Origin of the sequence: Blautia sp. OF03-13, assembly GCF_003460685.1 — a bacterium.
Classification (GTDB): domain Bacteria; phylum Bacillota; class Clostridia; order Lachnospirales; family Lachnospiraceae; genus Fusicatenibacter; species Fusicatenibacter saccharivorans.
This window is the reverse complement of sequence record NZ_QTVR01000045.1, coordinates 1-6,950: the sequence shown is the minus strand read 5'-3', so window position 1 is coordinate 6,950 and position 6,950 is coordinate 1. Positions and strand designations below refer to the sequence as shown.

Annotated in this window: 10 protein-coding genes; 5 read left to right on the top strand and 5 right to left on the bottom strand. The window is 41.3% G+C overall.

Features of this window, described 5'->3' with window-relative positions; genetic code table 11:
* The first annotated feature begins 145 nt into the window (after positions 1-145).
* The 5 genes from DXA55_RS16595 to DXA55_RS16575 all read left to right on the top strand — a co-directional run bounded on the left by DXA55_RS16595 (position 146) and on the right by DXA55_RS16575 (position 2,478).
* A complete protein-coding gene (locus tag DXA55_RS16595) occupies positions 146-484 on the top strand; it encodes a hypothetical protein (RefSeq protein WP_055158441.1) in 339 nt (112 codons plus the stop codon).
* 52 nt (positions 485-536) lie between these two features.
* Positions 537-1,019 carry a GNAT family N-acetyltransferase gene (locus tag DXA55_RS16590; RefSeq protein ID WP_005935263.1) on the top strand — a complete coding sequence of 161 codons (483 nt, stop codon included), beginning with the start codon at positions 537-539 and terminating at the stop codon, positions 1,017-1,019.
* A 30-nt stretch (positions 1,020-1,049) separates the two neighbouring features.
* Positions 1,050-1,586 carry a nitroreductase family protein gene (locus tag DXA55_RS16585; protein WP_117805426.1) on the top strand — a complete coding sequence of 179 codons (537 nt, stop codon included), beginning with the start codon at positions 1,050-1,052 and terminating at the stop codon, positions 1,584-1,586.
* A 154-nt stretch (positions 1,587-1,740) separates the two neighbouring features.
* Positions 1,741-2,097, top strand: a complete 357-nt coding sequence (locus DXA55_RS16580; protein ID WP_117805427.1) for a hypothetical protein — start codon at positions 1,741-1,743, stop codon at positions 2,095-2,097.
* Positions 2,098-2,100: 3 nt separating this feature from the next.
* A complete protein-coding gene (locus DXA55_RS16575; RefSeq protein WP_117805428.1) occupies positions 2,101-2,478 on the top strand; it encodes a DUF6483 family protein in 378 nt (125 codons plus the stop codon).
* Between the two features lie 423 nt (positions 2,479-2,901).
* Here DXA55_RS16575 and DXA55_RS16570 read toward each other — a convergent pair whose 3' ends face one another.
* The 5 genes from DXA55_RS16570 to thrH form a co-directional block, all read right to left on the bottom strand.
* Positions 2,902-3,297: a hypothetical protein gene (locus tag DXA55_RS16570; RefSeq protein ID WP_118742429.1), complete on the bottom strand. Its 396-nt coding sequence runs from the start codon at positions 3,295-3,297 to the stop codon at positions 2,902-2,904.
* Between the two features lie 95 nt (positions 3,298-3,392).
* Entirely contained in the window at positions 3,393-4,490 is a 1,098-nt protein-coding gene (gene tnpB / locus DXA55_RS16565) for an IS200/IS605 family element RNA-guided endonuclease TnpB (protein ID WP_117814650.1), read from the bottom strand.
* Positions 4,490-4,912, bottom strand: a complete 423-nt coding sequence (gene tnpA, locus DXA55_RS16560) for an IS200/IS605 family transposase (RefSeq protein ID WP_117805023.1) — start codon at positions 4,910-4,912, stop codon at positions 4,490-4,492. Before tnpA ends, tnpB begins: the two co-directional genes overlap by 1 nt.
* A gap of 259 nt (positions 4,913-5,171) precedes the next feature.
* Positions 5,172-6,014, bottom strand: coding sequence for an alpha/beta hydrolase (locus tag DXA55_RS16555; protein ID WP_117805024.1), 843 nt, complete (start codon positions 6,012-6,014; stop codon positions 5,172-5,174).
* Between the two features lie 72 nt (positions 6,015-6,086).
* On the bottom strand, positions 6,087-6,695 hold the full coding sequence (gene thrH, locus DXA55_RS16550) for a bifunctional phosphoserine phosphatase/homoserine phosphotransferase ThrH (RefSeq protein WP_117805025.1): 609 nt from the start codon (positions 6,693-6,695) through the stop codon (positions 6,087-6,089).
* Between the last annotated feature and the right edge of the window lie 255 nt (positions 6,696-6,950).

Below are 6,950 nucleotides of genomic sequence, written 5' to 3'. Positions count from 1 at the left end.
AGCGTTTCATATATATTCGAAAGCCTTGTTGGAGTTTAATCAAGAAGGGTTATCCGACTGGATAAATTACTTGAAAACCATTTTTTAAGATTTACAATTTCAAGTTTGTTAAATTGGAAAATTAGAATTTTGGGAGGTAATGACCATGAAGAAAATACTAATATTGTTGCTATGTCTTTTACTTACGGCCTCAATCACGGGTTGTGGTACACAGTCAATAAAGCCGATTGACACAATTGAAGGAAACATGAAAACATACAGTGAAATGTCAGACGGTACATGGCAGTGCGATGGACATATCTACAAATACAGGTTGGAAATCAGTGGACGACTGAGTAATGCCGTTAAGGACAGCACATACATTTATTTAAGCAACATAGAAGATATTACCTTCGAACAAGCTTGGAAAGCATCTGGGCTTAGCAGTAATATGGATGATTACTTTGATATTGACGAAGCAGTATTGGTTGAATTACCAGACTGACAACTTCCAGTTTTTGAAACTGAGAAATCGGAATTTAGCGAGGTAAAGATATATGCTTCATTTAGAAAAAGTAAATGGTAATAATGTCTGGGATATCCTGAAACTGACGGTATCGGAATCGCAGAAGAACTTCGTTGCCACCAATGAGATCAGCATCATTGAAGCGTATACTGCAATTACGGGAAACGGTCATGCATTCCCGTTTGGTATATATGATGAGGATAAGCCTGTAGGCTTCCTGATGATTGGTTTTGATGTTGATGATTATTGGACGGATGCACCTGAAATTGCAAAGGGAAACTATAATCTGTGGCGTCTTATGATCGATAAGGCATATCAAAACAGAGGGTACGGGAAAGAAGCGGTCAGCCTTGCATTAGAGTTCATAAAATCTATGCCTTGTGGAGAAGCGGAATACTGTTGGCTATCATATGAACCCGATAATGCAGTTGCCCGTCAGATGTATCGCTCTTTCGGTTTCGAAGAAACCGGTGAAATGGACGGCGAAGAACTGATCGCTGTTCTGAGACTGTAATTAACAACTTCAAGTTTGTAGGAGGATAAAATGAAGATTATTGATATTATTAACCATAGGCATAGCTATCGTGGAAAATACAAACCAATTTCTGTTCCACGGGAAGATTTGATTACAATTATGCAGGCGGGATTAAATGCCCCTTCTGGCTGTAACAAGCAGACAACAAGTTTAATTGCTGTAGATGATAAAGATATATTGCAAAAACTGCATAATGTTATAAATCCACCTGTAGGAGAAACTGCGCCAGCTATAATTTGTGTTTTAACACAGAGAATAAATGCATATAGAGATAAGTGTTTCGCAGTTCAGGACTATTCCGCAGCTATTGAAAATATGTTGCTTGCATTGGTGGAACTAGGGTATCAAAGCTGTTGGTATGAAGGACATATTACAGACGAAGATAAAATAGGTTATCAAATGGCGCAAATTTTAAATGTTCCTGATGATTATGAATTGGTCTGTTTTCTTCCGATTGGTATTCCAGAAGAAGAAAACATTTTGCCTAAAAAACGCCCTTTTGAAGAAAGAGCGTGGTTTAATACGTTTCCCGTTGATAAAAGATAAATTCAAGTTTACAGAACTGAATCAAAAGAGCTCGAAGGAGCTCTTTTTCCTTTTTTATAATAGTATCATTATGGTATAATAGAGACATTAAAATCGTTGTTTGTCGATTTGGTAAATTCTTATTTTATGATTAACCCAATATGGAGAAATGGATATGAAAGAAAAGAAGCAATGGTTAATTAGATTGTTTATAATCCTATTCTCTGTTTCTGTTTCAGTGGCAGTTTTACCTTGCGGAATAATTAACACCCATGGCTTGTTTGGAGAGATTACATCATCGACTATAACTAATGATGATGATAATTCGAGTTTTCAAGAGAGCCGTGTTTTTGAAAACAGAAAACAGATTAAAGGGATAAACATTTATAATATATGGTTTGAAGTTTTGATATGTGTCATTTGTCTGATATATATTCAATATATGTTTAGACTTCCTAGAGAAGATACCATCATTACTTTTAAAGTACGAATGGACAATTTCTGCAAATATATAAAGCAGAAAGGAGAATAAAACTTGTTTGAACAAGACTATGTTATGAGACTTATAAAGGAAATGGTGAGAGCTATACTAAAGCTGTTATTCAATATTGATACCGATTCACCATCAGCAGAATTATTGGAAGATGTAAAGGAACAACAGACGCTGGATGAGCTACTTGATATGGTAGATAATGGGTTCATTAATGAGGCGGAAAATAAAATATATGAAATAACGGAAGAAGGGAAAAAGACAGATTTAGAAATGGCTTTACTGTTTTATTCCTCCTTAAATGATAAGTCAGATGAATTTCTGGAAGCACATAATTATAGCAGAGATGAAATTAAGGCTGGTTTGAAAGATATTACTGTAAGATATGGCGTCGATGGTTTTGCAGAAATGTTTTTGCAATAGTAAAGGAAATTGTTATTTTCACTACACAAAGAACTCGATAGATTCCAGTTTATAGAGGACTTAATGAATCCTTGTAATATTGGGCGTTGCATGAATGTTAATTTGCGTTGCTTGATGTATTGATGGCTAATCAGTATGCTAGTTTTATCAAACGAAAGGAGTAACTAGAGATGCTTGGTGAAAATATAAAAACAGTGACACAGTATTTTGGTTATACGCTGTGCCACTGTCTTGCCATTGAGTGTTAGATTTATTCCGATATGTATAACAGCCGCACCCGTTCTTAGCCTCCCCCCGTGGGGGAGGTGGATTGCCCATAGGGCAAGAGAGGTCAGTCTGGACTGCCCCCGTGGGCGGAGCCTTGGTACGGCGGAACTGTTAAGAATTTTGGAATAGTGTTAACACTGCACTCGTTCTAAGTTTTTATCGTTTTACCAAAGCATACATTATTTGAGGGAAATCCGGTATTATGCTCGTAATTCCTTTTTGTAGAATATGCAAGCCATTATTAGCGATTTCCTGTTCCAATGTCGCAAAATTAACCATTCTACAGCTTGTGGCTGCAACGGCAACTTCCTGCCCTGTTCCTTGGTGTGTTCGTTTCACGCTGTCAAAGGCGCTTGTAATATCTCCAGTTACCTCGTATTCACCGTCCCCCATAGTCAGAATCAACCCATAGCCATCCTCATCCAAATGATCTCGGATAAATGTCAAAAAGCGATTTCGATCTTCCTGGTTGACCAGCATATGAATTACTGAAATGGATTGACACTCCCCACAGCTAAAGCAGGGGGATTCCTGTTTCTTCCACCATTGCATTGGCAAATACCTTACGGTACTGCAATGTCTTACACGGTGTCCACAGGCTATATTTATACTGTTCCCGCATGCCCTGCGGTACAGTTTTCTTATCTTTATGCCGACTGCAGCTGCAGTCCTTTTTTCAAAATATTGATGCCTGCATTCGTATCCCGGTCATGAACTGCGTGACAGCCGGGGCACTCCCAGATACGAATGCGCAGATTTTTCACCAGCGGATTCCGATAGCCACAGGAACTGCAGGTCTGGCTGCTCGGATACATTGTTGGTACTTTGCGGATTTCATTTCCATACCACACAGCTTTATATTCCAGCATCTCGAAAAACTTTGCCCACGAAACACTGGCTATCGACTTTGCCAGTTTATGGTTCCGGATCATTCCCTTTACATGCAGGTCTTCGATGCAGATGGTTTGGTTTTCACACACCAGCATCGTTGACTGTTTCTGCAGGAAATCATTTCTTTGATTCGTTACTTTTTCATGTACTTTGGCAACTCGAATTCGCTGCTTATCCCGGTTATGGGATCCTTTCTCTCTTCGGGAAAGTCTGCGCTGTTCCCTTACAAGTTTTCGCATCGAGCGTTCCAGATATTTGGGATTCGCTGCTGTATTTCCGTTGCTGTCAGAATAGAACGTTTTGATTCCAACATCAATCCCAATCGTTCCACCCTGATTAGGTCGCGGTTCCGGTTCAAATTCAACATTCAGAACCGCAAAATATTTTCCGGATGGCGTATGCTCAATGGTTACGTGATGAATGTTTCCCACTTCCATTGACTGACGCACTTTCACATATCCAAGCTTCGGAAGTTTGATATATCTTCCCACGATACGAATGTTGTCTTTTTGATTTACCGTTCTGTACGACTGAAAATGGTTATGTTTGCTTTTGAAAGTTGGATGGGACGCCCTTTTTTGAAAAAAGTTTACAAATCCCCGGTCAAGATCCCGCAATGACTGCTGTAATGCGATGGAATCGACTTCTTTCAGAAAAGCAAACTCTTCCTGCTTTTTCAGTTCCGTCAGCATGGCAGAAGTCTGGCCATAGCCGATTTTTTCCCCTTTTTCATAGCCTTCCTTACGCATGGCAAGTCCCCGGTTATAGATGAACCTGCAGCATCCCAGCGTCTGGTGAATGAAGGCTTTCTGTCCTTTATTCGGGTAGATTCTGAATTTGATCCCTTTTTGCATTATCCCATCTTATCCTTTTGTCTCTGCGATGTTTTCTGGTTTTCGATATACTGTTTTACTGCTTCCAGCGGAGCACCACCCACCGTCGATACAAAATAGCTGTTTGTCCAAAGCGTCGGCATCTTAGTTTTAAGATATGGAAATTCCTGTCTTAAAATTCTGGAAGTATAGCCTTTGAAAGATTTTACGGCTTTGTGAATACCAAACTGAGGGTCTACTTCCAGCAGCATATGAACATGATCCGGCATGATTTCCATTTCCAGAATCTCTACAGAAAGATTTGCAGCATACTCTGTGAGCAGTTCCTTCAACCTGGTATCTACACCATTGGTTAATACTTTTCGTCTATATTTAGGACACCATACTACATGGTATTTGCACGAATAGACGACATTGTTGTTTGATTTATATGTTGTATCCATATTTGTATTATACTATATTTTTTTATTTAATACAACCACTATTTTGTCCATCTCAATTACTTGCGTAAATTCGATGGACGCGTCTTATATCCCTATAGCTAAAGCAAGGAGTTTTACGACGCATTGGATAAAACACATCAAAAAAGCAGAACAAAATGTTGAAAGTGAAATGCTCCTTCCTAAATGACAAGTTTTTCTTCTTTCACCTGTCTGTTCAGAAGGGAGCATTTCACTTCACTTTCGTTCTGCTATTTTTCTTTTACAGTTTTGCGCGGAAGAATGCACAGATTTCGTCCCACACTTCCTTCTGGAAGAAATGGAGATCTGCGTGGTCGGCATCCTCGATCGAAAGCAGTGTGACGTCACATCCCGCTTTTTCCAGTTCGTCGTGCAGTTCCTCTCCCTGTCCGAACGGAACAGTATGGTCATCCTCTCCGTGGATGATCAGAAACGGCGGTGCGGCTTTTGTCACGAAGCTGACCGGACAGCATGCGAGTGCTTCTTCCGGATGGCGCATCACGTTTTTGCCCATCAGAAGGGATTCCGGAGATGCCGCACACTGCTCCGGATCACTGTACGGGAATCCGCGGAAATCGGTCGGCGGGTACCACGGGCAGGCGGCCTGTACGGCACTGGAATATTCCAGATTTTCTCCCACATCATAAACGGGATCTGTCGCAAGCGCTGCCATGCAGGTCAGATAACCGCCCGCAGACTCTCCCATCACACCGATGCGGTCCGGATCAATATTGAAGCGATCGGCATGTGCACGCAGATAACGGATTCCTGCTTTCACATCCTGCAGCGGCGCCGGAAATTTTGCCTCATTGCTTGTGCGGTATTCTACCGATGCAACAACGAATCCCTGCTGTGCCAGTACGGACAGATAGGCAAGATGTGCCGAGCGGTCCATCTGGATCCAGGCCCCTCCGCAAATCCATACCACACACGGATATTTTCTGGTGTTATCCCGCGGGTAAATCAAATCCAGCTTCAAATCCTGCACCGTATTTCCAAACCAGGCATCCGCCTGTGCAAATGTAATTCCTGTTGTGACGCAGAATTGTGGTTTTTCTGCTTCTACCTGAATTCTTCTTCTCATGTAATAAAACCCCCATATTTCTGTTTTCCTGACCGTTCGTCGCAGCCTCCGGCCGGAAATCACCTTTTTTGTTTACTTCTCCTCCATTGCCTTTTTGATCGCACCAAGCAGCTCCTCATACGTCTCATACGCCGGAATCTGCGGATAGTCGGCTTTGATTTTGTCGGTCGAGCGGAACAGAAATCCTGCTTTGCTTGCCTGAATCATGCCAAGGTCGTTGTAGGAATCACCGCTTGCGATTGTCTCAAATCCGATGGACTGCAGTGCTTTTACAGTCGTAAGCTTCGACTGCTCAACTCTCATCTTAAATCCTGTGATCTCTCCGTCGTCTGCGACTTCCAGAGAATTGCAGAACAGGGTCGGATAGCCGAGCTTTTTCATCAGCGGTGCGGCAAACTCCGTGAAGGTGTCGCTGATCAGGATCACCTGGGAGAAGGTGCGCAGCTCGTCGAGGAACTCTCTTGCGCCCGGCAGCGGGTCGATCTTTTCAATCGTAGCCTGAATTTCTTTCAGTCCAAGGCCGTGCTCTTTTAAGATTCCAAGTCTCCATCTCATCAGTTTATCGTAATCCGGCTCGTCACGTGTCGTTTTTTTAAGTTCCGGGATTCCGCTTGCCTCCGCAAATGCGATCCAGATCTCCGGTACCAGTACTCCTTCTACGTCCAGGCATGTAATATACATTGTTATGATCCCCTTTCCTGCGCTGCCCGCCTTGTTTGCCGACGGGGTTTTGTTTTTTTTCACAGCATCACTTTACCACACTATATCATAGAATCCATATCACTGCAAATTAAAATCACGTTTTATTTTTTATACGTATATATCTCTCTAAAATTACATTCTTTTTACAAAATCGTTGTTTTTTACAAATTCATATATTTATTTATATGTTTTTTTGACTATTGATTATTTTTCATATATTTATATAATAATTAC